23 protein-coding genes are annotated in these 26320 nt (G+C 61.7%); 10 read left to right on the forward strand and 13 right to left on the reverse strand.

The features are described from left to right. The first annotated feature begins 187 nt into the window (after positions 1 to 187). Complete coding sequence (locus tag M3B90_RS05690; RefSeq protein ID WP_259889046.1) at positions 188 to 1462, forward strand: AI-2E family transporter; 1275 nt, start codon at positions 188 to 190, stop codon at positions 1460 to 1462. Positions 1463 to 1580: 118 nt separating this feature from the next. Here M3B90_RS05690 and greA read toward each other — a convergent pair whose 3' ends face one another. Together greA and M3B90_RS05700 are read right to left on the reverse strand one after the other, a co-directional pair. Further along, the gene (greA, locus tag M3B90_RS05695; protein ID WP_259889047.1) at positions 1581 to 2069 is read right to left on the reverse strand and encodes a transcription elongation factor GreA; all 489 of its coding nucleotides are present in this window, start codon (positions 2067 to 2069) and stop codon (positions 1581 to 1583) included. Between the two features lie 156 nt (positions 2070 to 2225). Continuing rightward, positions 2226 to 2630, reverse strand: a complete 405-nt coding sequence (locus M3B90_RS05700; protein ID WP_259889048.1) for a DUF4307 domain-containing protein — start codon at positions 2628 to 2630, stop codon at positions 2226 to 2228. A gap of 190 nt (positions 2631 to 2820) precedes the next feature. Between M3B90_RS05700 and mca the strand changes: the two genes are divergently transcribed. Beyond that, positions 2821 to 3663: a mycothiol conjugate amidase Mca gene (gene mca, locus M3B90_RS05705; protein ID WP_396122463.1), complete on the forward strand. Its 843-nt coding sequence runs from the start codon at positions 2821 to 2823 to the stop codon at positions 3661 to 3663. Further along, the gene (locus tag M3B90_RS05710) at positions 3660 to 3959 is read left to right on the forward strand and encodes a hypothetical protein (RefSeq protein ID WP_259889050.1); all 300 of its coding nucleotides are present in this window, start codon (positions 3660 to 3662) and stop codon (positions 3957 to 3959) included. Before mca ends, M3B90_RS05710 begins: the two co-directional genes overlap by 4 nt. 5 nt (positions 3960 to 3964) lie before the next feature. Here M3B90_RS05710 and M3B90_RS05715 read toward each other — a convergent pair whose 3' ends face one another. Then, entirely contained in the window at positions 3965 to 4741 is a 777-nt protein-coding gene (locus tag M3B90_RS05715; RefSeq protein ID WP_259889051.1) for a hemolysin III family protein, read from the reverse strand. A 132-nt stretch (positions 4742 to 4873) separates the two neighbouring features. On the opposite strand from M3B90_RS05715, the gene uppS reads away from it, so the two are divergent. Then, positions 4874 to 5647, forward strand: coding sequence for a polyprenyl diphosphate synthase (gene uppS, locus M3B90_RS05720; RefSeq protein WP_259889070.1), 774 nt, complete (start codon positions 4874 to 4876; stop codon positions 5645 to 5647). A gap of 170 nt (positions 5648 to 5817) precedes the next feature. Continuing rightward, a complete protein-coding gene (locus M3B90_RS05725; RefSeq protein WP_259889052.1) occupies positions 5818 to 7131 on the forward strand; it encodes a PhoH family protein in 1314 nt (437 codons plus the stop codon). A gap of 7 nt (positions 7132 to 7138) precedes the next feature. On the opposite strand, the gene M3B90_RS05730 is transcribed toward M3B90_RS05725, so the two are convergent. Continuing rightward, positions 7139 to 8548 (reverse strand): aspartate ammonia-lyase, encoded by a 1410-nt coding sequence (locus tag M3B90_RS05730; RefSeq protein WP_259889053.1) that lies wholly within the window; start codon positions 8546 to 8548, stop codon positions 7139 to 7141. A gap of 15 nt (positions 8549 to 8563) precedes the next feature. Then, entirely contained in the window at positions 8564 to 9490 is a 927-nt protein-coding gene (locus tag M3B90_RS05735; RefSeq protein WP_259889054.1) for a carbohydrate kinase, read from the reverse strand. 86 nt (positions 9491 to 9576) lie between these two features. Here M3B90_RS05735 and M3B90_RS05740 point away from each other — a divergent pair, with 86 nt between their 5' ends. Then, complete coding sequence (locus M3B90_RS05740; protein ID WP_259889055.1) at positions 9577 to 10188, forward strand: DUF4245 family protein; 612 nt, start codon at positions 9577 to 9579, stop codon at positions 10186 to 10188. A 6-nt stretch (positions 10189 to 10194) separates the two neighbouring features. Beyond that, positions 10195 to 10833 carry a hypothetical protein gene (locus M3B90_RS05745; RefSeq protein ID WP_259889056.1) on the forward strand — a complete coding sequence of 213 codons (639 nt, stop codon included), beginning with the start codon at positions 10195 to 10197 and terminating at the stop codon, positions 10831 to 10833. Between the two features lie 33 nt (positions 10834 to 10866). Here M3B90_RS05745 and pcp read toward each other — a convergent pair whose 3' ends face one another. The 7 genes from pcp to M3B90_RS05780 form a co-directional block, all read right to left on the reverse strand. Then, entirely contained in the window at positions 10867 to 11511 is a 645-nt protein-coding gene (pcp, locus tag M3B90_RS05750) for a pyroglutamyl-peptidase I (protein ID WP_259889057.1), read from the reverse strand. 14 nt (positions 11512 to 11525) lie between these two features. Further along, on the reverse strand, positions 11526 to 12455 hold the full coding sequence (locus M3B90_RS05755; RefSeq protein WP_259889058.1) for a DUF979 domain-containing protein: 930 nt from the start codon (positions 12453 to 12455) through the stop codon (positions 11526 to 11528). Continuing rightward, on the reverse strand, positions 12452 to 13165 hold the full coding sequence (locus tag M3B90_RS05760) for a DUF969 domain-containing protein (RefSeq protein WP_259889059.1): 714 nt from the start codon (positions 13163 to 13165) through the stop codon (positions 12452 to 12454). Before M3B90_RS05760 ends, M3B90_RS05755 begins: the two co-directional genes overlap by 4 nt. A gap of 105 nt (positions 13166 to 13270) precedes the next feature. Next, positions 13271 to 13543, reverse strand: a complete 273-nt coding sequence (locus tag M3B90_RS05765) for an exodeoxyribonuclease VII small subunit (protein ID WP_259889060.1) — start codon at positions 13541 to 13543, stop codon at positions 13271 to 13273. Continuing rightward, the gene (gene xseA, locus M3B90_RS05770) at positions 13540 to 14790 is read right to left on the reverse strand and encodes an exodeoxyribonuclease VII large subunit (RefSeq protein ID WP_311199946.1); all 1251 of its coding nucleotides are present in this window, start codon (positions 14788 to 14790) and stop codon (positions 13540 to 13542) included. The genes M3B90_RS05765 and xseA overlap by 4 nt, the downstream gene beginning before the upstream one ends. 200 nt (positions 14791 to 14990) lie before the next feature. Continuing rightward, positions 14991 to 19607: a lamin tail domain-containing protein gene (locus M3B90_RS05775; RefSeq protein WP_259889062.1), complete on the reverse strand. Its 4617-nt coding sequence runs from the start codon at positions 19605 to 19607 to the stop codon at positions 14991 to 14993. Positions 19608 to 19733: 126 nt separating this feature from the next. Further along, positions 19734 to 20933, reverse strand: coding sequence for a DNA recombination protein RmuC (locus M3B90_RS05780; protein WP_259889063.1), 1200 nt, complete (start codon positions 20931 to 20933; stop codon positions 19734 to 19736). A gap of 89 nt (positions 20934 to 21022) precedes the next feature. Here M3B90_RS05780 and ychF point away from each other — a divergent pair, with 89 nt between their 5' ends. After that, positions 21023 to 22111: a redox-regulated ATPase YchF gene (ychF, locus tag M3B90_RS05785; protein WP_259889064.1), complete on the forward strand. Its 1089-nt coding sequence runs from the start codon at positions 21023 to 21025 to the stop codon at positions 22109 to 22111. A 20-nt stretch (positions 22112 to 22131) separates the two neighbouring features. Then, on the forward strand, positions 22132 to 23643 hold the full coding sequence (locus M3B90_RS05790; RefSeq protein ID WP_070421670.1) for a recombinase family protein: 1512 nt from the start codon (positions 22132 to 22134) through the stop codon (positions 23641 to 23643). A 540-nt stretch (positions 23644 to 24183) separates the two neighbouring features. Here the strand turns inward: M3B90_RS05790 and M3B90_RS05795 are convergent. Then, positions 24184 to 24588 carry a MerR family transcriptional regulator gene (locus M3B90_RS05795; RefSeq protein WP_048733850.1) on the reverse strand — a complete coding sequence of 135 codons (405 nt, stop codon included), beginning with the start codon at positions 24586 to 24588 and terminating at the stop codon, positions 24184 to 24186. Positions 24589 to 24757: 169 nt separating this feature from the next. On the opposite strand from M3B90_RS05795, the gene M3B90_RS05800 reads away from it, so the two are divergent. Next, a complete protein-coding gene (locus M3B90_RS05800; RefSeq protein WP_034664651.1) occupies positions 24758 to 26317 on the forward strand; it encodes a SulP family inorganic anion transporter in 1560 nt (519 codons plus the stop codon). Positions 26318 to 26320: the final 3 nt, after the last annotated feature.

The following is a 26320-nucleotide window of genomic DNA, read 5'->3' on the forward strand; positions in this document are numbered from 1 at the left end:
AATCCAGTACTTTTCAGGCAAGAAGTGAGCGTTTATGAAACTGAAGTATCGATCGCCGCGCGGATAATCGTGAGCGTGGTGGTCGACAATGCGCGGCTGTTGCTCTGAGGAGACCGTTCGGTACGATACTCTGTGGACTTTCGATCTCGGCTGCTGAGGGCGCCGAGAGTCACCTTTTGGAGTGCATATGCAACCGCCAAGGCGCGTCAATCTTCCCGCTAAGAAACCCACCGGCCGAAAGGGGCAGAGCCTCGCGCTTCCCCTCGAGGTGGAAGAGCTCCCCATGGGGCTTCGCCGTGCCGCGGCGTGGAGCTGGCGCTTCATCGTTGTCATCGGCGCTTTGTGGCTGATTTTCCAGGGCTTCGGGATCGTCTCTACCCTCTTCATCAGCGTTCTCGTCGCAATCCTTCTTGCGTCGATGCTTCAGCCGCTCGTCAGGCTCCTCACGCGGCACACCTTCCTTCCGCGCATGGCAGCCGCGGCGATCGCGCTCGTGGGCCTCATCGTTGTCGTCGTGGGCATGTTCGTGCTTGCAGGGCGGCAACTTGTGGACTCGTGGGATGGAATCTCGAAAGCAGCAGTTTCGGGCTTCACTCAGCTTTGGAATGACATTACGGGCTACTTCAAAGTCGATTTGGACTCGATCGGGAACCTCGGCAAGCTTCAGCAGGAAGCGCTTGACCAGCTTCAGAAGAACTCCTCAAGCATTATTTCGGGCGCCTCGAGCGCGGTGACCACCGTTGGCAATATAGGCACGGGCGTGCTCGTGAGCCTTTTTGCGTTGTTCTTCTTCCTCGCAGATGGCGGGAACGTCTGGCGGTGGTTCCTCGGTTTTGTCCCCTCGCATTCGCGCCAGGTCACGCACGAAGCTTTTCGCCGCGGTTGGAAAGCGCTCTCGTCGTATTGCCGCACGCAGATTCTCGTGGCGGCTGTGGATGCCACCGGCATCGCACTCGGCATGGTCGGCATCGATATCGTGAGCGGCTTCATGGGCCGCTCGGCAGTCGCACTTTCGCCCTATGCCGTGCCGATCTGGCTCATCGTGTTCCTCTTTAGCTTCATCCCGCTCGTGGGCGCGATCGTGTCGGGTGCGATTGCGACGCTGCTCGTGTTCGTGCTCCAGGGGTGGATCCCCGCCCTCATCATGCTGGGAATCGTGATTCTCGTGCAGCAACTCGAGTCGAACATTCTGCAACCGATCCTCATGGGCAAAGCGGTTGAGCTTCACCCTCTCGCAATCTTCCTCGGAGTCTCCGCGGGCGCGGTCGTCGCAGGTATCCCCGGCGCGCTTTTCTCGATCCCGCTTCTCGCGTTCCTCAATGCTCTGTACTGCTATCTCGACGGGCGCGATCCCGATCCGTCCCTCGGGATTGATACGAAGACTATGGCGTATTTCGAGGCTCGTGAGCGCGAGCAAAAGAAAGCTTTCGCCGAGCGGGCACGCCTCTTCTCGAAGAACTAGGCGCGAGATCCCACGGGGAAAGGGATCGTTCGCTGTCGAGATCGTAAAGAAGAAGGGCGTGGAGTGCACTCCCCAGCGGGAGGCTCCACGCCCTTCTTTCCTGCGGCGGTTTTCGCGCTCACGCCGCGTAGGGCTTTGCGGCTTTGATCTCGATAGGGATCGACTTGCCGTTCGGCGCGGTGTAATCGACTGTGTCGCCGGCCTTCGCGCCAGTGATGGCTGTGCCTAGCGGGGACTCGGGTGAGTACACCTCAACGTCCTTGCCCTCGGCGATTTCGCGGTTGCCGAGTACGAACGTGCGCTCCTTGCCGGCCATCGTGATCGTGACGAGCATGCCGGGCTCGACAATGCCGTCATCCGCGGGGGTTTCCCCAACAATGGCGGTCTTGAGGAGGGCCTTGAGCTCGGTGATGCGAGCTTCGAGTTTGCCCTGTTCCTCACGTGCGGCGTGGTAGCCGCCGTTTTCTTTGAGGTCGCCCTCGTCGCGGGCGGCCGCGATGCGCTCAACGACCTCGGCGCGTCCGGGACCCTCGAGGTGCTCGAGTTCCTTGACGAGGCGGTCGTAGGCGTCCTGAGTGAGCCAGGTGCCCTGGTTGGGTTCGCTCATGGTTCTCCTTGGAATCAAAAAAAATGCGGACCCCATGGCGGCCATGGGCTCCGAAACCACGTCTCAGTGGTCGTACAAGTATACAGCGAAGCGTCACGAAAAGGGGTGAGGCACTCGCCACAAGATCGATGTGTCGCAGTGCCTTTTGCGGGCGTCTTACTGCACGGCCTCGCACTTCCTCACGACTCCGCTCACGGCCTTTCCCTGCGTCGTGATGTCGGCGGTGTGTGTGGTGAGCCTCTCCGACTGTGCTGGGATGCGCACGACTCTGTAGCCCACCTGCGCGCGCACCGAGTTGAGAGCCTCAAGCGAGCAGTCCAGTTCCGTGCCGGGGGCGGCATTGACCGAAAAGGTGACCGATATTCGCGAATCATCGAGGTGGGTGTAGGAAAGTGTGCTCGTTTTGATCGATTGCGAGGAGACGAACGCGAAGGCAACCCAGATCACGGTCGCGATGAAACCCACGGCGACAACAACGGTTCCCACGAGGGCCCAGCGGCGTTTTTCGGGGGATTTTCTCACCCCATAGCGTTCTTGAAGTGTGCGCTCGTGGGAAGTCATGCCTACATTGTTCCATGTGTGTGAACTTTGCGTAATGACGACAGGGCGCTACCGTGCAGGCGTGGCGCCAGAGGAGACGGGTGTTCCGAAGGCCGCGATCGCGCCGAGCGACGAAGCCTTTAAGGCGCTCTTGCATCACGGCGGCCACCCCGAAGCTGAGGTCGAAAAGAACCCGTGCCGCTTGAGGCTCATGGCTGTTCACGCGCATCCGGATGACGAATCATCGAAAGGTGCCGGAACGATGGCTCGCTACGTCGACGAGGGGGCCGAAGTCACCGTCGTGACGTGTACGGGCGGCGAACGCGGCGACATTTTGAACCCGCGCCTCAAGGATGACCCTGAGGCGAATGCAGATTTGAGCGCCGTTCGACATCGGGAGATGGATCGCGCCCGCGAGATCCTCGGCATTAACCAAGTGTGGCTCGGCTACATCGACTCCGGCCTTCCCGAGGGTGACCCTCTTCCCGCACTTCCCGACGGCTGCTTCGCCCTCATTGACCCGGAAGAAGCCGCGCGCCCGCTCGTGAAACTCGTGCGTGAGCTTCGCCCCCACGTCATGCTCACCTACGACGAGAATGGTGGATACCCGCACCCCGATCACATCCACACCCACAAGATCAGCATGCTCGCCTACGAGCTCGCGGCTGATCCGAGCTACATGCCGGAGCTTGGCGAGCCGTGGGCCGTTGCAAAGATTTACTACCAGCTCTTGTTCCCGCCTGCCCAGATGATCGCGTACACCCGGTATATGCGTGAGCATGCACTCGACAATCCCTTCGGGGCGCAAATGGAATACTTCGAGGGCCTCGATCAAAGGCCGATCACGACGCGGATCAACGTTTCGCGCTATCTTGAAGTGCGTGACGCCGCGCTACTCGCCCATGCGACCCAGGTCGATCCGGATGGCTTCTTCTTCGCAGTTTCCAACGAGATTAAGCGCGAGGTGTGGCCGACCGAGGATTTCCAGCTGCGCCAATCGCGAATCAGCGTGACGCTTCCGGAGTCCGACCTCTTTGAAGGGATTCGACAATGACTCTCGCGCTTCTTTCGCCGGTAATTCTGCTTTCAGACGGGGCAACGACGCCGCCCGGCACCGAAGAAATGACGACGGCGACGGTGACCCCGGGACTGCCGGGCTTCTTCGTTTTTCTCGCGATGGCCGTCGCGCTACTGCTCCTCGCGTTGGATCTGTCGAGGCGCGTACGGCGTTCGAGCGCGCGTGAAAATGTGCGCAGGCGCATGGAGGAATCCGCGAAAGCCGAGCGCGTCGAAGGCGGGAAAACAGCTCACGGTGATGCCGCGCAAACCGAGCCGCGCGACGAGGCGTAGCGCCTTTAGACCACCGAAAGCCACACTGCGATCAGGTGGCAAACGAAACCGACGACCGTAAATGAGTGGAAGATCTCGTGGAAGCCGAACCACGCGGGCGAGGGATTCGGTTTTTTCGTGCCGTACACGACTGCGCCGAGCGTGTAGGCCACACCTCCCGCAACGATGAGGGCGATGACGGCTGCGCCACCGCCCGCGTAAAGCTCGGGCATGTAGAAAATCGCGACCCAGCCGAGGGCGACGTAGGCGGGCACGTATAGCCAGCGCGGCGCATTCGTCCACAGAATTCTGAACGCGACGCCGATGAGCGCACCGACCCAGCACACCGTGAGGAGGACGGTCGCGTCGCGAGAATCGAGAAGGGCGACGGCGAGAGGCGTATAGGTGCCGGCGATGATGAGGAAAATGTTCGCGTGGTCGAAGCGCCGGAGCACGAGGGTGCCGTGGACCGACCAGGTACCGCGGTGGTAGGTCGCGGAGACGCCAAAAAGCATTCCCGCAGTCACGATGAAGACAACGGTCGCGAGTCGAACGGCGAGCGAGGAACCGGTCGCGATGAGGAGCATGCCGGCAATGAGCACCGCGGGAAAGGCAATGAGGTGGATGATTCCGCGCAGCTTGGGTTTTTTGGGGAGCGTGGGAAGGTGGATGCCGTACGCGCCAAGGAGTTCGGGAACGCTCGTGCCACCGCCGGCGGTAGGGACAGCTTCGTGTGAGGTGGGCGCGTTGGAGGTTCCGACGCTTGCTTCGCCTCGCTGCGTGTTTCGCTGGTCAGTGCTCATAACGGTAGCGTAACTTACGGTGGCGTAGGTGTCACTGTGGTGTACCAGATTGCGAGCTGCCGCAGCGATTTTTGTGAAGGAGTCGTGGGAATGCCCGGGTGTGTGCTCGAGCGCGGTCTCGGGCCTGTCACAATGGTGAACGTGACTTCTTCGAGACCAGCCGACGCTTCGCAGCCCTCCGCACCTTCCGCGGAGCGCAGGCCGCGCCATGTCGGCGTCATTCTCGATGGGAATCGCCGTTGGGCAAAAGCGAAGGGCCTCGATGTTTCCGAAGGGCATCGCGCAGGCGCCTCGGTCGTGCTCGAGGCGATCGAATGGGCGCGTGAAAGCGGCGTTGAAACTTTTACTCTGTGGCTGCTCTCAACCGATAACTTCCGCCGTCCCGAACCCGAGCTTGCAGAGCTTTTTGACATCATCACCGACCTCGTGAGCGCGGTGGCGAACAAAGGATATCCACTTCGCCTCCTCGGTGCCGATCGCATGCTCCCCGCCGCTCTCGTCGAGCGACTTCGCTCGCTGAACCCTGCGGAACGTCCCGCGGAGGGCGCCACGGAGCGAGCGACCTTCGAGGTCAATCTCGCGATCGGCTACGGCGGAAGGCGCGAGATTGTCGATGCCGTCCATGCCTTGATCGACGAGGAAATCGCTCGCGGGGGAGACCTCGAGAGCCTTCGCAGCGCCGTGAGCGAAGGTGGCGTCGGATCCCACCTCTATACGTCCGGTCAAAGTGCTCCTGACCTGATCATTCGCACCTCCGGTGAGCAGCGCCTTTCGGGTTTTCTCCTGTGGCAATCCGTGCATTCGGAGCTTGTATTTTGTGACGCGCTGTGGCCCGACTTCACGCGCGCCGACTTCGATGCTGCACTCGAAGAGTTCGCCGGTCGCGAGCGCCGATTCGGTGCCTGAGTCTGCGCCGCCGAACGCGCGCTGCGAATTCCCGGGTAACGCGAGGGTGAAGGCTCGGTGACCGTCTTGCTTGCACGGCGCGCCACGTCAATTGAGTGAAGAAATGCGGTGCGAGGATCGAAGCGATAGCCGGTCGTGGGTGACCGGAAGGACTTCGAAAGCGAGAGACCATGAACGCGCCGCTTACCTATGTTCTTGACACGTCCGTTGTGCTGGCGGACCCCCACTCGATCTTTCGATTCGCGGAGCACCACGTTGTGCTCCCGATCGTCGTGATCACGGAGCTCGAGGGGAAGCGGCACCACTCCGAACTTGGGTACTTCGCGCGTCAATCGCTCCGCATTCTTGACGAGCTTCGAGAAACACACGGCAGCCTCGCCGAGCCCATTCCGCTCGGCGACCAGGGCGGCACGCTTCGGGTGGAGCTCAACCACCAGAGCCCCGAAAACCTGCCCGACGGCTTCCGCCTTGGTGACAACGACACGCGCATCCTCTCCGTAGCGAAGAACCTCCAGGTCGAGGGTGCCGAGGTCGTTCTCGTCTCCAAGGATCTCCCCATGCGCATCAAGGCGAGTGCATCGGGTCTCAAGGCCGAGGAGTACCGCGCCGAGCTCGCGCGTGATCGCGCATACACGGGCATCACGTCGGCCGAGATCAGCGAAGAGCAGATGGCGGCGCTGTGGAGTGAAGAAAACGGCGCGCGTCACGTGGGAGTTGAAATTCCCGAACTTTCAGAACTCGGTATCCACACGGGCCTCAAGCTCACGTCCCCGCGCGGCTCGGCCCTTGCCCGCGTGCTCCCGAACGGCAACGTGAGGCTCGTTCCTGGCGACGGGAACGTCTTTGGTGTGACAGGACGCAGCGCTGAGCAGCGCATTGCGATCGACCTGCTTCTCGACGACGAGCTTTCGATCGTGAGTCTCGGCGGGCGCGCAGGCACAGGCAAATCGGCGCTCGCCCTGTGTGCCGGCCTTGAAGCGGTCCTCGAAAAGCGCAATCAGCGCAAGATCATGGTGTTTAGGCCGCTGTATGCGGTGGGAGGCCAAGAGCTCGGCTACCTGCCTGGCGACCACGACGACAAGATGGGGCCGTGGGCGCAAGCCGTGTTCGACACGCTCGGTTCGATGGTTTCGAGCGCTGTCGTCGACGAAGTTCTCGGCAGGGGCCTCCTCGAGGTTCTTCCGCTCACCCACATTCGCGGGCGCTCTCTCCACGACGCCTTCGTGATCGTCGACGAGGCCCAGTCGCTTGAACGCAACGTGCTGCTCACGATGCTGTCGCGCGTCGGTCAAAACTCGCGAGTTGTGCTCACCCACGACGTCGCCCAGCGCGATAATCTCCGCGTCGGTCGATACGACGGCGTCGCCTCCGTGGTTGAGGCACTCAAGGGCAACGAACTTTTTGCTCACGTGACGCTCCAGCGCTCCGAGCGTTCGAAAGTCGCTGAGCTCGTGACGCGCGTGCTTGACGCACCGATCCCGTAAGCGAGGGCTACTTCTCCGATCCGGCCGGGGGAGTGGTCATCGTGAGAACGTCGAGCGCGGAATCGAGCTGCTCCTCGGTGAGCTCACCGCGCTCGACGTAACCGAGCGCAAGTGCTGCCTCGCGAATGGAGACGCGGTGTGAGACCGCATGCTTGGCGATCGCTGCCGCGTTTTCGTAGCCGATGAGCCTGTTGAGTGGCGTCACAATCGAGGGTGAAGCTTCCGCGAAGAAACGCGCGCGCTCCTCGTTCGCGCGGATCCCTTCGATCGTGGATTTGGCGAGGACACGTGTCGAATTCGCTACAAGGGTGATCGATTCGAGAAGCGCGGTGCCCATGAGCGGGATTTGGACGTTGAGCTCGAAGGCGCCCTGCGCGCCGCCCCATGCGATCGCGGCATCGTTGCCTACCACGCGCGCGCACACCATGAGTACAGCCTCGGGAACAACGGGGTTGACCTTGCCGGGCATGATGGAACTTCCGGGCTGAAGATCGGGTAAGGCGATCTCGCCGAGACCCGTGTTGGGGCCGGATCCCATCCAGCGCACATCGTTGCAGATCTTTGTGAGGGACACCGCGAGTGTGCGCAGTGCACCGCTCATTTCGACAAGGGCGTCTCGAGCCGACTGCGCCTCGAAGTGGTTGCGCGCCTCCGTGAGCGGCAGGCCCGTGCGTTCGCGGAGGATCTCAATGACGCGCGGTGCGAAACCCGCGGGTGTGTTGATCCCCGTCCCCACGGCTGTCCCGCCGAGGGGCAGCTCCGCGGTGCGGCCGATCGCGCCCTGCACTCGTTCGATCCCGTAGCGCACCTGCGCGGCGTAGCCGTCGAATTCCTGGCCGAGCGTCACGGGGGTAGCGTCCATGAGGTGGGTGCGCCCACTCTTGACGATGCCCGTGAACTCCCGTGCTTTGCTCTCGAGAGCGCTCGCGAGAGACGTAAGAGCAGGGATGAGGGCTTCCGTGACTTCGCGGGTGACCGCGAGGTGCACCGAGGTGGGAAACGTGTCGTTGCTCGATTGCGAGGCATTGACGTGGTCGTTTGGGTGCACGTGGAGGGCGTCGGTGCTCGCAAGGTGGGCGAGCACCTCGTTCATGTTCATGTTCGAACTCGTGCCCGAGCCCGTTTGGTACACATCGATGGGGAAGTGCTTATCGAATTCGCCGCTGCTCACGCGCTCGGCTGCCCGTGCGATCGCCTCGGCGCGCTCGTTGTCGAGAACTCCGAGCTCAGCGTTGGCGAGTGCGGCTGCGCGCTTCACCTCCGCGAGCGCGTGAATATTGGAGGGCTCGAGGCCTCGGTGGGAAATCGGGAAGTTTTCGACAGCGCGCTGGGTTTGCGCGCCGTAAAGGGCCGAGGCGGGGACCCGCATCTCTCCCATCGTGTCGTGCTCGATTCGAAAATCCTCGATACCAGTCATGGGTTGCCCTTCGGGTTAGATCGTGAATCGATCGGCGACTTCGTTCGCCCACGGCGGGTTCGCCCCCGCGCGAGACACCGTGACGGAGGCGAGGAGAGCGGCGTGCGCGAGAATCTCCTTGAAATCTTCCCCATCAAGCGCGTCGATCTTCTCGCGGCCCTCGCTACCGAGCAGGTCCTTGCGTGAGAGGGCATCGAGTATTCCGGCCGAGAAGGTGTCGCCGGCGCCAACCGTGTCGGTAACCTCGACTCGAACGCCGGGGATCTCGAAACGCCCCTTCGCCGTGAACGCCGTTGCGCCCAGTTCGCCGCGTGTGATGACCGCGAGCTTCACGCCCCGGCGGAGCCACGACTCGGCCGCCTGATCGATATCGCTCGTCTCGTAGAGCCACTCAAGATCTTCATCCGAGGCCTTCACGATGTCGGCGAGCGCGATGTTTTGTTCGATTGGCTCTCGCACGATCGAAGGATCGCCCATGAGGCTCGGGCGCGTGTTCGGATCGTAAGAAATGAGGGCGCTCTCGCGCAGTGATGCCACGACCTTGCGGAGGGTATCGGCGCCGGGCTCGAGCGTCGCGGCGATGGAGCTCGTGTGCACCGCATCGACGCTCGCTGGGAGCCCCTGCGGATTCGGATCCCACGTGATATCAAAATCGTAGGTTGCGGCGCCGCCCTCGCCGATTGTTGCCGCTGCCGTTGACGTAGGCGCGCCAGGCTTGACCGATCCCGGCGTGAGCGCGACGTGAGATTCTTCCACGTGACGCTCAATCGCATGCCCTCGCTCGTCATCGCCGATGTGGGTGAGCAAGTGGGAGGTGTGACCGAGGCGACCGAGGGCAACGGCCACGTTCATGGGCGAACCGCCCGGGAGTTCAGCCCGTGGGGCGTCGGTGCGGATCACAATGTCGGTCAGGGCTTCGCCGATAGTCAGATAAGTACTCACGCACCGTATTGTTTCAGATCACAGGAATGCCTGCATGGCCCGAAGTCACGGCGCGCCTCGCGTGGGAATTTGGAACAATGAGGGGCATGCCCGAATCGCACGAGAGACCGCAGCGGAAAAAGCGCGAACTGCCCACGAAGAAAAATACCTCGGTAAGGAACCTCGTGTGGGCAATTGGACTCAACCTCATCGTTGTCGCGATCGCCGCGGTCGTCATCGTTGGGCTCGGACGGAACGACCGGGATACTGCCGCGACAGCGCGTTCGATGGTCAACGTGAGCGAAAGCGCCGCACGCGCGAGCGAGGCTCTTGGGTTTCGCGCGGCCGACGCCGAGCCGGGGGGTTGGAGCGTGCGGGAAGCGAAAATGTCGACCACCGAGCCGGCCTTTTGGGAAGTGCGCTATACGTCACCTTCGGGCTCTCTTGAGACGCTACTTCAGTCGCACGCGGACTACCCCGCCCTCGCCCCTCGGATTCGCGGAAAGGCGGCGACGTCGGGCTACTTTGAAATCGAGGGAACAGAATGCGCGAATCTCGAAATTCAGGCGAACTCGAACGATAATGGTGCGGAGAACACGAAGGGCGCCTCAGGCCTCGTGTGCTCGGCGCGAGAGACGACGCTCATCATCTACGGGGCGGGGAGCGAAAAAGAGCATGCCGCGCTCATGAAGGAAACCCTCGACCGCGTGAAGAAGTGAGGAACCATGAAAGAGAACTCCCACCGCCCCCTTCGGGAAGATGCAGAGGCCACCGAAAGGCTTGACGCTACCGAGAGGCTCGACGCGACCGAAAAGCTCGCGAGCCCGCTCGCAGGCGAACCCACCGAAGTTCTTTCGCGAGTCGAGAGTCCCGCTCCCGCATCGCGGCAGCGAGCCGCAGCACCCGCTTCTCCCTCACGACCCACAGCAACGCCCGTGTATGCCTCCGCAACGCCGTCAAAGGCCCCCACGGATCCGGCCCGCCGCGGCCGCTCGATGACCGCGGTTCTCATCGCGGTGCTCGGCCTCGCCGCGTCTGCACTGCTCGCGGTCTTTGCATGGGGAGGAATGTTTTCGACGGCCCAGCTTGTGTGTGTGATCGCCGGCGCAGCGCTCTTCACGATCACCGGTATCGTCGCGGTGCGCACGTGCAAGGGCACAGGCAGCCTCATCCTCGCGTGGGTTTTCGGTTTCGTGCTTCTTTTCGCCCCGCTGTTCGGGTGGGTCGTTGCCCAGGGCGGTGCCGCCCTCACCAATACGCTGATTTTTGCGGCGATTGGGATGTGGATTTCAGGCGTCGCAGTCGTTGCCCTCGTGGTGGCCGTGCTCGGCACCTACCTTCACGCGCGAGCGGCGACGCGGTAGTCAACACCACACCGCCGCTTTGAGTTTCATGCGTCAGTGAGTGGCGCCTTCCGCGGTCGCGACGTCGCTCTCGTTTTCTACGATCGCGGAGATTGCGGCGGCGAGGCCCTTCGTGATCGTCTCAGTCGAGAGTGAAGGCTGGCCCGGCTTCTCCACGGTTTGCTCAGGGATAAAGGGAACGTGGACGAACCCACCGCGAGCGCCGCGGGGTCCGACGGTTGCCAGGTGGTGAAGCACCCCAAACATAATGTGGTTGCACACGAACGTGCCCGCGGTGTTCGACACGGATGCGGGGATGCCCGCATCGCGGATAGCCTGGGCCATCGCCTTAATCGGGAGCGTCGCGAAGTAGGCGGGAGGCGCCCCTTCAACTACGGGCTTGTCGATCGGCTGGTTGCCCTCGTTGTCGGCGATACGCGCGTCGTCGATGTTGATCGCGACGCGCTCGGGTGTGATGTCGAAGCGGCCGCCGGCCTGACCAACGCACATCACGGCGCTTGGCTGATGCTCATCGATCGCGGCTCTCGCCGCGTCGATGGCTTTCCCAAACACGGTTGGTACCTCGACCGTGACGACTTTTTCTCCGGCGATCGTCGTGGGGAGAGCCTTGACGGCCTCGAGTGCGGGATTGATGCTTTCCCCGCCGAAAGGGTCGAATGCGGTCACAAGGATGCTCATGTGTAATCCTCCAGTTAGAACGCGAGTGTGTACATCAGCACGATGTGGACGACAAGAAGCGCGAGCGCGGTGATGGCCTGCGACTTGATGACACCGTACTTGTCTTTCATTTCAAGCAGAACCGCTGGGACGACGTTGAAGTTCGCCGCCATGGGAGTCAGAAGGGTTCCGCAGTATCCCGCGGTGAGGCCTAGGGCCGCCACGATGATGGGATTGCCGCCCTGCGCAATCACGAAGGGGATGCCGATTCCCACGGTGATCACGGAGAAGGCCGCGAAGCCGTTGCCCATGATGACGGTGAAGAGTGCCATGCCTACGCAGTAGGCGACGACTCCTACAAAGGCGTTGTTTGCGGGAATGACGGTCGCAACCGTATCGGCGATCACAGTGCCCACGCCAGCGGCGGTAAACACTGCGCCGAGCGCCGCGAGAAGCTGGGGAAGAATCCCCACCGGGCCGACATCCATCGTGAGCCGCGCACCGTCCAGAGGCACAAACTTCGCGGGGGCCTTCGTCACGACGAGGCCGACGATGGTGGCGAGAACCGCACCCGTGCCAACCGCGAGATAGGTGGGCATCTCGAACTGCTGGTAGATGGTCGCGGCGATGAGGGCAAAGACCGCGAGTGATAGCGCGGGAATGAAAACTTTGTACCCGAGCTTTGAGGCTCTCTTTTCAACATTCTCGGGGTCGGGCTTGTCCACAGCCGCAGGCTTTATGCCCCAGATCGCGGTGATGGTCGCGAGTGCGATGACGCAAAGACCGATCACCCACGCGGGCAGCCACGGTCCAGTGATGAAGGCGAACGCGAGGATGAACCAAAAGGCCGCGGAGGGGATGCGGTTTTTGAGGTTGACGTCGCGAGCGCACAGCGCACCCGTCACGACGAAAATGAGGCCGACAAGGATGAAGAAGAATTCACTGAGGGCAACATCGAGGCTCATGCCTTCACGCTCCCCTCACCGGACTCGGGCGCAGAAGTTGACGGGGTGCTCGCACGTAAGCGACGGTCAAGAAGGATATTGCGCACGAGACCGAAGATGAGCGAAACAACGGCAACGGGGATCGACCAAAGCGCCACTGAGAGGGGAGTGACTTGCGTGTAGCCCTGTTCGGCCATCGTCGCGACGATAAGCAGAACCCCGGGTGCCCCGAGAAACAGATTTTGTGCGAAGAAGTTGCCGAAGTTATCGGCAGCTGCGGCTCCGCCCTTGATTGAGTCGCGTTGCTTCTCGCTGAGTGAACCGAGCTTCGCCTCCGATGCACCTTCCGCCATGGGCGAGATGAGGGGGCGAACGAACTGCGGGTGGCCGCCGAGCTGAACCGAGAAAGCGATCGCGACCGCGCGGATCAGCTGGTAGAGCGAAAGGACCGTGCCCGTCGTTGCGTTCTTGACGGAACCGATGAGGTCCACGGCCTTGTGCTTGAGGCCGTAACGCTCACAGATGCCTACGACGGGGAGGGTCAGAATAAAGAGGGTGGCAACGCGCTGATCAGTGAACGACTGGCCGAGGAGATTCAGCAGTTCGAGGGGACTGAGACCCGCGACGAGCCCGGTCACGACGCCGGCCACGACGACGACGGCAAGCGTGTCCCGTTTGAGCACGAAGCCCACGACGATGATCACGATGCCGATGAGTTTGAGGTACTCCATGAGCAACCTTTCTCACGACAGAACAGACGGAAGCTGGACTATAGACCTAGCGAGAGTACTGCGCCTGCCTGTGTTCAGATGTGAGACGTTGCAAAACCGAGCACATCACGCACGTGGATGCGGGCCCGCCTCGTCGTCTTTCGCTTGACGTTCGATTGCGCGATCAAGGCGCTCGCGTGCTCCGTCGAGCCATTCGTCGCATCGACGTGCGAGAAGCTCGCTGCGCTCCCACAGTGCTATCGATTCTTCGAGCCCGCTCTGGTTGCGCTCAAGGGTCTGCACGATTGAAAAAAGCTGATCTCGAGCCTCTTCGTACCCGAGCGCCCGAATGTCCTCTGGCAGCTGATTCGTGTCCTCTATTGCGTTGTCGTCATTCACGACTTTTCCCTTCCCTCTTGGCTTTCCTCGCCTAGCGATGTTGCGCCCAATCGACCGCTTGCAAGCCTGATCGATACGCGAGTGCCCGCTGGTGCCTCGCTCGGATGAGTAAGCGGCGTGCCGTCGGTTCCTTGCACGACCGCGTAGCCACGTTCGAGAGTATGGAGCGGCGAGAGTGCGCGTGCCTGGTCAGCGAGAGCTCTCACGCGCTCGCGGGCGCGTTCGAGTGAGATCGACACCGTTGCGCGAGCCGAGGCGATAGCCCCGTCGATGGCTTCAGCGTGGCTTTCGATCATCGTGTGTGGTTCCGCGAATGCGGGCCTCTCACGGATGTGGGCGATCGCCTCGCGCTCACGTTCGATCCGCGAGGCGAGTGCCGAGTACGAGCGGCTGCGGGCTTCATTCAACTGTGCCCGCTCGAGCGACATATCGGGGACGACGGTTTTCGCGGCATCGGTCGGGGTCGAGGCGCGGTAGTCGGCGACGAGGTCGAGCAGGGGAGTGTCGACCTCATGTCCGATTGCCGAGACGATAGGGGTGCGCGCGGCCGCGGCGAGCCTCACGAGTGACTCGTCCGAGAATGGCAGAAGATCCTCGAGCGAGCCGCCACCGCGGGAAATGATGATGACGTCGACGTCATCGCGCGAGTCGAGCTCTCGCAGTGCTTCGCTCACTTCGCCGACGGCCTTCACTCCCTGGACCGCCACCTCCCGCGTCTCAAAACGCACGGCTGGCCAGCGCTTTTCAGCGTTGACGATCACATCGCGTTCCGCAGCTGATTTGCGGCCGCAAATGAGCCCAATCGTGTGCGGCAGGAAAGGAAGAGGGCGTTTGTGTTCGGCGTCAAACAGCCCTTCTCGAAAAAGGGCCTGCTTGAGCTGTTCGAGACGCTGAAGAAGATCGCCGATGCCCACCGCGCGGATGTCGTAAGCCTCGAGTTGGAGGGTCCCGCGCCTTCCCCAAAACGTAGGCTTACACTGCACAACGACGTCGCTTCCCTGCTGCGGTTCGAGGTCGAGGCAAGAAAACGCGCTTGCGCGCATTGAGACGGAGAAGCTCGCATCAAGATGCGTATCGCGCAGGGTCATGAAGACGAGAGCGCCCTTGCCACGACTGACCTGCACGAGCTCGCCGCGCACCCACACGATGCTCATGCGGTTCACATAGTCACGAATCTTCTGGCTCAAGAGCCCCACGGGCCATGGCCGCTCGGCGGTGGTTTCCGCGGCTGTCGGGGGCAACGGCACTGACTCTTCCATCGGTAGGGCTGCTCTGCCTTCGCCTGTGCCTCGCTCGTCCATGTCTCTACTGTGCCAGATGGGCAAAGATTTCCGTGGGCTTCGCCCATCACTGTGGATAATCCACGTGAAAAAGGGGCCGACGCCACCCGATTTCGGGTAGCGTCGGCCTTTGTTAATCGATCCGCTTACGCGGGGGCTTATCGCCGTTAGCGCGAGAGGCGACGCGAGCGGAGAACCGCGATGCCACCTGCAGCAAGCGCGAGGCCTGCCGCGAGAATGCCCATGACTTCGGCACCCGTACGTGGGAGGTTGCTCGAGCCGTGGCCCGGCCTCATTGCGCCGGTGCTTTCGCCGTCGGTACCAGGCTGACCGGGCTGGCCGTCGTTCCCGGATCGGCCAGGCTTGCCGGGGTTGCCAGTGCCAGGCTGACCGTCAGTGCCGGGCTCGCCGGGCTGGCCGGACTTACCGGGTTCACCGGGTTGACCAGGCTGTGCGGGCTCCTCGCCACCACACTCAACATTCGTCACCGAGGCACCGCGCACTTCGCTGTAGTGCTTCGCGCCGTACGGATCGGTCGTGAGTGTGTACCACGAGAAGTCGCCTTCAGGAAGGTCGACTACAGGGACATTCACTCTCTCACCCGAAGCGACGTTCTCGTGAGAGCCGAATTCCTTCGTGGTGAGCACGTCGATGCGCGCATCGCTCGTCGTGAGGGTCTTCTCCTCGGGCTTGATCCCGAGCGTGCTGTAAGGCACCTCGAAGTGTTGGACGCTGCCCTCTGCCTCCTCAAACATAGGGTCATCGGAGTCGTAATCCTTGAGCGACGGCGAATAGGTGCGGATGATCATGCGCCCCTTTTCGTTATCGAAGTGCATGAGTCGCAGGTAGCCGAGACCGCCCTCGGGAAGGCCCTGGTAGTCGAACAGCATCTGGGTCACCTTGCGATCCTTGACGCCGTCTCCGTCGTCATCGAACTCGTCGTAGCGCGTGTGAGCGTCGTGGTAGTGACCGCTCATCACGAAGCGCACGTTCGGGTTGGTCGCGACAACCTCGTCCTGGATCCGCTGCGGGATCGGGCCGAGACCACCGGTTGTGAGCATGTACTCGTGCAGCTCGATGAAGGCAATGCGCTCGGGGTACTGAGCGAGCACATCGTTCATCCACTTGATTTCCTCGTCGGCCGGGCCCCAACCCATGTAGATCATGATGTAGTCCTGGCCGCCGGCGCTCACGAGGTCGTAGTGACCGCGATTGTCCTTGTAGCTACCGCCGTACCACGGGTTGTTCTTGAATCGATCCTCACCGAAGAACTTGCTGTACTTCGAGTAATCGCCCTTCTGGTGGTAAACGTCGTGGTTGCCCGCGAGAACGCCGTAGGGGAGCTTCGCGTCGTCGAGGGTCTTGTAGGTTTCGTCGGCGCGTTTCCACCCATCGTCGTTCGGGAACTTGTCGACGATGTCACCCGTGTGGAAGAGGTACTGGAGGTTCATCTTCTCGCGCACGCGCAGCAGGTAATCGTGGATCGCAAGCTGATGCTTGTAGATCTTCGGGTCATCGTTGTAGTACTGAGTGTCGGTCTCCCACGCGAACGTGTAGTCGTACTCCGAACGCTTGGTGTCCTCGGCGTGCTCGCCAGGCTCGGCGCCGGTGCGATCCGAGAGGTTTGCACCCGCATAGCCGACGCCCTGCTGCACGATCGCCTTGATCTCGCCGTCAACACTATGGCCCCTCAGCGGAACCATGGCCTCGAGCTTCGCCTCGCCAGACTTGGCATCCGTGAGGGTATGGGCAACTTCTTCCCAACCGTTCTCCCCGGTGTTCCACACGAGCAGGCGCACGCGCTGCCCCTTGTTGGAGACGCCGCTCCAGCTCACGCGCACCTCGGAGTTCTCATCAGCGCTCTTGGGCACGGCGGTCGCAAACTCGTGGAAGGGGAGCGAGTCGGAGGCGGTTGTCGTGTCGCCGGCCTTGAAGGCTTTGCCCTCGCGGTCGGCCTGGTTTGCGTCGTGAACGCTTCCAGCGGTGCCCGCAATTGTGCCCTCGCTCAGCGAGGTCGTGTAGCCCTTGCGGAACGACACCGTGAGATTGTCGTTGCTCGGGTCGGTTGCGGTCGCCGAAAGCGAGTCGTCAACACACACGTTGAGTCCCTTGCCGTCCTCGGTTTCGAGGGAGGCCGACGGTTGCTCGACGGGCGTCGTGAACTTAATTTCCTTGCTCGATTCGTTCCCGAGCTTGTCGGTCGCAACGACCTTCAGGGTGTGCTCACCCGAGGCGAGGGTGAGGCTCGACAGCTTTGCGCCATTCTCGATGGGCTTGCCGTCGAAGGTCGCGGTCGTGCTCGCGACGCCGGAGCCGGCGTCGGTCGCCTCGAAGTTCACGGGGAACTCACCGCGCTGCTCGGAGCCATCCTTAATCGAGGACGTGATCTCCGGGGCTGTGTTATCGACGATCACCGTTCGCTCAACGGTGTTGCTCTCGCCGGCACCGGGGGCTGCGGCGAACAGCGCGACCCTCCTCGCGCTGCCCGAGCTTACGAGGGTCCCCTTGACCTTGTGCTCGCCGTCGGCGACCTTCGTGGTATCCCACTGGTAGGCGTTTGCGGTGTAGGCGTCGTCAGGGATCGCAAACTTCGCGTTGAGAATCTCGACCTTGCCCGGCGAGTCGCCCATCTGGATGATCTTTTCGGGGTCGCTCACCTCAACGAGTTTGCCGTTCGCACCGTCGTAATCGGCTGCGCGCAGCGTGCGGCCGTCCGGGAGTACCAGGCGAGCGTTGCGCGCGTTGAAGTCGTCGTTGTTCTCGTTCGGATCAATGCCCGGCTTCGCCTTCGTGCCCGCGGCGACGTCAACCTGGAGTTCCTCGCCTTTGGTGATGTACTTGTGCGGAACCGGGGTCGAAACAGTGACCCAGTTTTCGTAGAACCCCTCGTCGAAGATCGTGAGCACTTCGCCGTTCACAAGCACGCCGTTGCGGAAGAACGCGTCGGTCTGCGTCGCGTCGATCGCGAACATGGGTTCTTGTTCGAGCGAGGGAATGTTCGCATCGACCTCGGTGCCATCGACCGCGAGGGTGCGTTTGCCGGTCGCGTTGTCGCTCGAGACCGAGAGGCGAGTCGTGCCGCTCACGTACTGCTTTTCGGTGACGTTGAGTCGAACCTTGCCCTTTTCGGTACCGTCGACAGGTACGCGCGTGAGTGCGACATTTTGGGTGTTGTGGCCGTCGGAAGCCTCGACCGTGTACTCGAAGTACTCCTTACCCGTGAGGTCAGCCTGCGCGATCGGGAGGATGAACTCGCCGTTCTCGTTCGCCACGAGATCCTTCACCATCGGCTTGTCATCCGTGTTCGACTGGAGCGAAACGGTGAGGCGGCGCACCTGAACGTTGTCGGTCGCCTTGACCTTGATCTCGGCATCCTTCGATGGGTCGAAGGACTTTGCGGTCTGGTCTTCGATGACCGGTTTCTCGGTGTCAGCTTTGAGCTTCACGGGCTTCGAGGGGACCTTCGAAGGCGCTACCTGGCCCGGCGTGGCCTTCGAGACCTCGCTGATCTCGCTCACCTGGAAGTTGTCGGGATTGACCTTGTAGTGGATTCCCTGGTTGGCCTTCGGATCGTGAGCGCCGTTCTCGTTGTAGAACACGCGGCTCACGGTGTAGCCGGTGCGGGTCTGGATTTCCATACCGCGAAGCGAGCCATTTGCCATGCCACCGACGTGGCTCTCAACGATGTTGAGGCTCTGTGCATCCACGCCGTAGTTCGCGGCAAAATCCTCGACGGTCTTGTCGTCGTTGTGTCCGTTCTTGATCCACACGATCACGGTTTTGCCGGGCTCGACGACCCTGTCATCTGGCTCCATGGGCCACACAACCTGGTTGCCCATTTTGCGGCCGTCACCCGGGTACTGGTAGGCGACCTGGTAGTCGCTCAGGTCGATGGCCTCGGTGGTGGGGTTGTAAATCTCGATGTACTCGTAGCCGTCGCCTTCGCCCGTGTTGGTCGAGTCGGGAACGAGCTCGGTGATGAGGAGCTGACCGACGGTCGAGTCAGCGGCCGGACCGGGGATGTCTTCAGCAGGCTCGGGCTGTGAAGGCTCCTCGGGCTGGGGCTCCTCCTTGCGGTCTTCGAGCTGCTTCGGGTCAACTTTGCCGGCGGTGGGGGCGGCAGGGCCTTCGAGCACCTCGAGGCTCTTGGCATTCGCATCGGCAGGCGTGCGGAACTGCGCGGATTTGTCGACGGCGACGGAGCCCTTTGGGTAGACCGAGCGCGAAACCTCAGCGCCGTTGGCGTCCAGAACGCGGATGCCGCGGTCACCGCCGTTGGCCATGCCGTCCTGGCCGGTGATGCGCACAACCTGTGCGTCGGTGTCCATCTTCCACTGCGCGCGGAATTCGTCGACGGTGTGTTTCGTGGAGTCGACCTTGCCGTCTTTGCTCGTGTAACTGAGCCACATGACGGCGGTCTCGCCGCCCTTGAGTTCGAAGGACTTCTCGGGTGTGAGGGCCTTGTCTTTAGCCCTGTCGTCCGAATCGGCGTAGATGTACGAGAACGAGTAGCCGCCCTCACCGATCGTGAGGGGCTTGTCGGTCGTGTTCGTGATCTCGAAATACTCGTAGTGGTCTTGGTCAACGTTGTCAGGGGCGATTTCGGTGACAACGAGCGGCCATGTGCTCGCGGGGGCCGCCTCTGCTGCGGTCAATGTCGAGGGGGCGATACCGGCGGGTACGATCGCGGGGCTCGCGATGAGGGTGATGCCGAGCGCTGCTGCGGCGAGGGATTTGGAGTAAATACCGGGTGTGCGGCGAGAGCCGCGTGACTGAGGAGCCATGCCCTTCACTTTCATAAAAGATCAATAGGGAATCTTGGGGAAGCGGATTCCAAGGTGCTCCTAAAAAGTAACGGGCAGATTAAGCAACGGGGGTTATTTCCTGGAGGCTCCATGTACGGGTTGAAATCAGGTATTCAGGTTCGAGGAATCGACCTCGCGTGCGAGTTGGGTCACGGGTTCGATGTCGTCAAGTGGACTGCCTACGGCTTGAAGCTCTTCCATCGAACGCGCAGCAGGAAGAATTCGAGCTTGATACGAGCCCACCGAGTCGTTGAAAGCGCGCACTGATGCGTCGAGACTGCGGCCGAGTTTCGCGAGATGCCCGCCAAAGACTCCGAGCCTCTTGTGGACTTCGCGGCCTGCTTCGAGCACTCGTAGAGCATCCTTGTTAAGGGCATCCGTGCGCCACGTGTGCGCGACGGTGCGAAGCAGCGCCATGAGCGTTGCGGGGGAGGCGATCACGACATCGAGCATGAAAGCCCCATCGAGGAGTCCCGGATCGGATTCGAGCGCGCCCGCGAGCAGCCCGTCGCTCGGCACAAACATCACGACGAACTCCGGTGAATCGCCGAGTGAGGCCCAATACGACTTCGAGCTGAGATGTGTGACGTGCGAGCGAAGCGCCCTCGCGTGCTCGGCAAGATGCTTTGCGCGCTCAGTCTTGTCAGTGGCGTGCGCAGCACGAAGGTACGCATCCATGGGCGCCTTCGCGTCCACGACGATCGTGCGGCCGTGACTGAGATGCACAACGAGATCTGGGCGTTGCCCCTTTTCGCCGCCGACGTTCCTTCCGCTTTGCTGTTCGGTAAAGTCGGTGTGCTCGAGCATGCCCGCCGCCTCGACGATGCGCCTGAGCTGCACCTCGCCCCACTGCCCGCGGCTCGTGGGGGCCTTGAGGGCTGCGACGAGGGCGTTCGTGCCCGTGCCCAGATCGCGGGTGCGCTCCGAGAGACTCTTGAGCTGCGAGGCGAGGTCACCGTCGGCCTTTTGCCGCGCCGCCTCCGTGCGCGCAACCGAGCGTTCCAAACTCGTGAGAGTTTCCGAAATGGGGGAGAGCGTGCGCGAAAGCTGCTCGGAGCGAGCGGCATCGACGGCCTCGCGACGTGCGGAATCGCGTTCAAAGCGCTCCGAAGCGAGCTGCAAGAACTGCGTGCTAGAGGCGTTCACCGCACGTGCCGCGAGGGCTTCGACGTCTGCGCCGTTTGCCTCCGCCCTCGCTTCTGCTGAGCGCACCCGCTCACGCATGAGCGCCCATGCGAGGAAAGCGCCCATGGCGCCTCCGATGAGGAGCGGCACAAGAACAGTCACAAGAGTCGAAAGGTTCATGTTCCTACCTCACCACGAGGGTGAGACATTTAAAGTGCGGCACGCCCTGAGGGAAGCAAGCGTCGGACCCTGCGCCTAGAATGAGGGGCGTGGCTTTGACAATTGGAATCGTTGGCCTGCCCAACGTTGGTAAATCGACCCTGTTCAACGCGCTCACCCGTGCGGAGGTGCTCGCGGCAAACTACCCGTTCGCGACGATCGATCCGAACGTCGGTGTGGTGCCGCTTCCCGACCCGCGTTTGAATCGCCTCGCCGAGATCTTCGGGAGCGAGAAGATCCTCCCCGCGACCGTGAGCTTCGTGGACATCGCCGGCATTGTGAAGGGTGCGAGCGAAGGCGAAGGCCTCGGTAACAAGTTCCTCGCAAATATCCGCGAGGCCGATGCGATTTGCCAGGTTACCCGCGCCTTCAGCGATCCCGACGTCACGCGTGTGCCCGGCTCCGAAACTCCCGCGGGCGACATGGAGACGATCTCGACCGAGCTCATCCTCGCCGACCTCCAAACGATCGACAACGCCCTCCCGCGCCTCGAAAAAGACACGAAGCGCAAGGTCATCGACGCCGCGGTCCTTCCCGAGGTGCTCAAGGCGAAGGAACTCCTCGAATCCGGAAGCACCCTTTTCCAGGGGGGCGACGGCGCCGGGATCGACGTGTCGCTTCTCAAAGAGCTGCAGCTCATGACCGCCAAGCCGTTTATTTACGTGTTCAACACGGACGAAGAGGGCCTCGCGGATAAGGCGATGCAGGAGGAGCTGCGCAAAGCCGTTGCTCCCGCGGAGGCGATTTTCCTCGATGCGAAGTTTGAGAGCGAGCTCATCGAGCTCGAGCCGGAAGAGGCCGCGGAGATGCTCGCGTCGACCGGCCAGGAAGAATCGGGCCTCGATCAGCTCGCACGCGCCGGCTACGAGACCCTTAACCTCCAGTCGTACCTCACGGCCGGCCCCAAGGAGTCGCGCGCGTGGACCATTCGCAAGGGGTGGACCGCGCCCCAGGCCGCAGGTGTGATTCACACCGACTTCGAGCGCGGCTTCATCAAGGCCGAAATCGTTTCCTTCGACGAGCTCGACGACGCCGGTTCCATGCAAGAGGCGAAGGCTCGCGGCAAGGTGCGCATGGAGGGCAAGGACTACGTTATGCAAGACGGAGACGTGGTGGAGTTTCGTTTCAATGTAACCTGAGGCGCGCTAGTGTTAGCGGCATGACAACACGTGCTGCTATTTACCTCCGTATCTCGCTCGATGCTGCCATGGACGGCCTCGCCATCGACCGGCAGCGCCAGGACTGCGAAGCCCTTGCCGAGCAACGCGGCTGGGACGTCGTGCATACCTACGTCGATCAGTCGATCTCCGCGTCGAAGAAGGACGTGGACCGCCCCGACTACGACGCGATGGTGGCGTCCTTTGAGCGCGGCGAGATCGACGCGATCATTTGCTGGGACCTCGACCGCCTCACACGGCAGCCCTGGCAGCTCGAAGAGTGGATCGACAGGGCAGAGGAGCAGGGGCTGAAACTCGTCACTGCGAACGGTGATGCTGACCTTGCCACCGACGGCGGCAGAATGTACGCGCGCATCAAAGCAGCCGTGGCACGCGGCGAGATCGAGCGAAAGAGCATGCGCCAGTCTCGTGCGCAACAGCAACGCGCCGAGCAGGGCCGCTGGTACTCCGGCGGTGTGCGCCCTATCGGCTACACCTCCACCGGCGAGATCATTCCATCCGAAGCCGCCGCCGTGCTCGGTATGTTCCGCGCTGTCGAGAGGGGCAACTCCATGCGCGACATTGCGCGCGCCTTATCTGGGGTCGATCAACCGGGCTTGCCGGATATCCCGACCACGCCGCGCCATATGTACACCGTGGTCACAGAGCGCAACGCTCGACGCCGCGCTGAAGGCCAGGAAGAAAAGCCGGTTCCCGACGCGCAGCCGTGGGCCTACACGTCGTTGCACTCGATCCTGCGCAACCCCGTGTATGCGGGTTACTCCACTTATAAGAAGGCCAAGCGCAAAGGCGTGAAGAACAAATACCGCCGTGTCACGCATATCGTCCGCGACCCCGATACCGGCGAGCCGGTGAAAGGGCAGTGGGAGCCGATCGTCACACCAGATCTGTGGTGGCGCGTGCAGAACGTGCTCGACGATCCCGACCGGCTGACCAACAAGGAGCGCCGGAACACTCGCCGCCATCTCGGCTCGGGTCTGTATGTCTGCGACGAGTGTGGCAACCCCGTGCGCACACATGCCGACCGCTACCGCTGCGCCGCCTGTGGATTAGTGCGCACACATAGCGTCGATGATTTTGTGCTCGCCGTGATCCGCGCCCGCCTTGGCCGTGACGACCTGGCGGACCTGCTGCCGACTGTGGACGACGACGAGGTCAACGCCATCGACGACGAACTCGCTGAGCTTCGCGCAAAGCTCGCCCGCGTCCAGGCTGACTACGATGAGGAGCTTATCGAGGCCCGTGACCTCAAGCGCGCGCGAAACCGTTATGAGCCGCAGATCGAGAAACTCGAAACGCGCCGTGCCCGTCTTGCTGGCGCATCGGCGCTGCTCGACACAACCGGCTACGCCTCGCCCGTGGATGCCTTCGACAACGCAGAGCTTGCCGTGCAGCGCCGAGTCATCAATACCCTGTGCCAGGTGCGCCTGCGCCGTGGCGTGCGCGGCACCAAGACCTTTAACCCTGAATCGGTGCAGATCGTGTGGAACTAGGTTGCAGTGTGTGACACGTCAACAATCGCGCGCATGCGCTGCGGCGCGCAAAGCTCTTACGAAGGAACGCCACGGGAGCCGGCAGTTCGGGGGAGATCTGCCTTCGTGTATCGGGGGCGACACTGCTCAACCGTGGCGTTCGCAGGAAGTATGACACGGCTCTTGTTACCCCAGAGGTCGTAGGTTCGAATCCTGCCCCCGCTACCAACTTCCAAGCCCCTACCAGGAGAAACACTGGTAGGGGCTTTAGTTATTTCTCTTAAGGCGCACGTCCTGGGACTCAAATCGGGACTTTAGCGATGGCATTTTGTCACTTAAGCCGGTTTGGAAGTGATGGGGTTAAGTGACAATTTTCGATTTTGTGACCTTGGATGACTGTGTCGTTTTGAGGAGTCGTCTGCACGGATTTCAGAAGTCCTCTGTACTATCGCCATCCACTCCGGAGAGGCCGCGGGCGTTCGTCCACTTCATCTGGAACGCGATTCGACAGAGCGCATTCAATACGATGGTCTTTTTCTCCCTGCGAAGGATGGGGGCAGTTTAGGGTACCAGGGTGTTGACCAGATCGAGGAATTCCTCAGCGTAGGCAATTTGCTTGCGTAGCTTTTCGTAGCGGGTGCGCGTCTCCTCACGAATGTCGGCAAGGGTGGCCTTGGCATTACTCCGTGCCTGCTGTGCGGTATCACTGTCCTGCCCGCCATCTGAACTATGAAGAATCTCCGCAGCTTCCAGGAATTCCCGCATCTGATCCAGAGTAAACCCCAGCGGTTTCATCCGTCGCACCAGCAAAACACGACGTACATCAGCCTCACTATAAAGCCTGAACCCACCAGGGCTACGCCCCGATGGGGTAATCAGGCCGACGTTGTCATAATAACGCAAGGTGGGAATCGACAACCCCGTCTGGTCAACGACCTCGCCGATCTTGAAATTACTGTTTTGCATTGCCTGTTCTCCTTCACGGTGATGTTGCCCACGGGTTCCTGTGCCTGGGTTGGCGGTTGAGTAAAACTCCCGCTACCATGACCACCATCACCAAACCTAAAGTTACTAGAGGGTGGGATTCCTTTCGGGCGTTCGCCCAGTTACCTATCCCCTCAAAGATTGGACATCTATGACTGAAACTAGCACGGCGGCCCCCCGCCCCCTCCTGAGTCCAGACGGCGCTGATGCCCCTACCGGGATCATCGCATCCTTCCGTTACGCATTTTCTTCCCCCGCCCGTATCCGTATAGAGATTCTGGCCGGACTGGCGGTATCCCTGGCGCTGATCCCTGAGGCCATTGCCTTTTCCATCCTTGCCGGTGTTGACCCAGCCATGGGTCTGTTTTCCTCGGTAGTCATGGCCATTGCGATCGCCTTTACCGGTGGCCGCCCGGCAATGATCACCGGCGCCACCGGGGCTATTGCCCTAGTCATTGCTCCTGTGGCGCGTGGTTACGGGATGGATTATTTCATCGCCACCGTCCTGTTGGGCGGTGTCCTACAAATCGTGCTCGGCGCCCTCGGTGTGGCGAAACTTCAGCGTTTTATCCCCCGATCGGTGATGCTGGGTTTCGTCAATGCACTGGGCATTATGATTTTCACCGCCCAACTCGAACACCTCATTGATGTGCCTTGGATAGTCTACCCACTCGTCGGCTTGGGTGTGGTGATCATGATTTTCTTCCCCAAGCTCACCAGTGTGATCCCCGCCCCGCTGGTCACGATTATCGTGCTCACCGGTTTGGTCATTGCCGCCGGTTTGACTGTCCCGACGGTCTCGGACATGGGCAAGATGCCGGAGACCTTACCGTCCCTGTTTATTCCGAACGTGCCGTGGACGTTGGAGACCCTGCAGATCATCGCGCCTTATGCCCTGGCCATGGCCGTGGTCGGTCTCATGGAATCGTTGATGACCGCCAAGCTCGTCGATGACATCACCGACACTCATTCCGATAAAACTCGTGAATCCTGGGGACAGGGGGTGGCTAATATTGCCTCCGGTTTCTTCGGCGGCATGGGTGGCTGCGCGATGATCGGTCAAACCATGATCAACGTCCGCGAATCCGGGGCACGTACCCGCCTATCCACCCTGTTAGCCGGTGTGTTCCTGCTGGTCCTGGTCCTGGCACTGGGCGACATCGTTGGCATGATCCCGATGGCTGCCCTGGTGGCAATCATGATCATGGTCTCGGTCGGCACCATCGACTGGCACTCGGTGCATCCACGCACCCTTAAACTCATGCCGGTCTCTGAGACCATTGTTATGGCCGTGACGATTATTGCCACCCTAGCCACCAGCAACCTGGCCATTGGTGTGGTGTTGGGTGTGGTCACCGCGATGATCATGTTCGCCCGTCGGATGGCACATATCGCTTCCATTGAAAAGGTCTCCGAGATCGACGGCGACGGCGATGGAGAGATTGATACTCGTACCTACCGGGTGCATGGCCAGTTGTTTTGGGCATCAAGCAATGACCTGGTTTATCGCTTTGATTACACCGATTCTGCCCGTCATATCACTATTGATCTCACTGAGGCGGAGATCTGGGATGCCTCCACGGTCGCGACCTTTGACGCGATTACGCAGAAGTTCCAGGACAGAGGCAAAACCGTGTCCATTATCGGGCTCGACGGTCCCAGTCAGGACCGGCTGAACCGCCTGTCTGGCCGGCTTGGCACCGGCCACTAACAT

It is taken from the genome of Dermabacter sp. p3-SID358 (assembly GCF_025147465.1).
GTDB lineage: Bacteria > Actinomycetota > Actinomycetes > Actinomycetales > Dermabacteraceae > Dermabacter.